At 52.8% G+C, this 721-nt stretch carries 2 protein-coding genes; one reads left to right on the top strand and one right to left on the bottom strand.

Annotation, left to right across the window (positions count from 1 at the left end; genetic code table 11):
• Window positions 1–93: 93 nt before the first annotated feature.
• The gene (rpmG, locus tag VZ95_RS21115; RefSeq protein WP_045777624.1) at window positions 94–261 is read right to left on the bottom strand and encodes a 50S ribosomal protein L33; all 168 of its coding nucleotides are present in this window, start codon (window positions 259–261) and stop codon (window positions 94–96) included.
• Window positions 262–534: 273 nt separating this feature from the next.
• Between rpmG and VZ95_RS21110 the strand changes: the two genes are divergently transcribed.
• On the top strand, window positions 535–721 hold a 187-nt coding region (locus VZ95_RS21110), incomplete at its 3' end, for a hypothetical protein (RefSeq protein ID WP_045777623.1).

The raw sequence follows: 721 nt of genomic DNA, 5'->3' as shown, positions 1-721 counted from the left end.
CTTTTTTACGCCCGCATTCTATCCTAACCCCCAAACGAAAAGCGCCGGTACAAGACCGGCGCTTTCGATTTTAAGCTGCGTGACCAGCTTAAACTACTTAATTTTCGCTTCGCGGAACACGACGTGCTTACGCACGACCGGATCATACTTCTTGAGTTCCAGTTTGTTCGTGGTCTTACGCGGGTTCTTCTTAGTCACGTAGTAGAAGCCCGTGTCCGCGGTGCTAACCAGCTTGATCAGCAGGGAAGTTGGCTTTGCCATGTCGCTCGGTCCTAATAATGGATCGCCCAAAGAGGAGGGCACAATATCGAGTAACACCGATGAGTCAAGCGATATTCAAAAACGAATGTTCGTGAAACGGCGCATGAAACCGCACTTGTCCGCCGGGCCGGTCGATGCTAGGGGTATAGGCCTCTATCGATGCTGCGTCGATAGCAAGTTATTGATGGGAACGCTGACGTGGTGAAGGTCGCGCAATGGTGTATGGGCCGATGGCGTCGCGGTTAAGCGCGCTATCCCTCGTTTAACCGTTTTTTGCGAAAAAGGGCCTCTCTACCATGTCGAAAAACGTCTGTTCCGTTCGTCTATACGACGAACGGCGGTGTTACCATCACCCGCACGATCACCGATGTTCCGTTCGATGCCGCCATTGATGCGCTGATCGATCAACTCAATACCCAACGCGGCGCGCTGCTGTCGTCGGCCTATGAATATCCCGGTC

It is taken from the genome of Elstera litoralis (genome assembly GCF_000963705.1).
GTDB classification, from domain to species: Bacteria; Pseudomonadota; Alphaproteobacteria; order Elsterales; family Elsteraceae; genus Elstera; species Elstera litoralis.
Note: the sequence above shows the minus strand (reverse complement) of the source record. Positions and strands in the feature narration are given on the sequence as shown.

Coding starts and splice junctions, on each gene's coding strand:
- rpmG (WP_045777624.1), bottom strand. CDS start 261: ATGGCAAAGCCAACTTCCCTGCTGATCAAGCTGGTTAGCACCGCGGAC.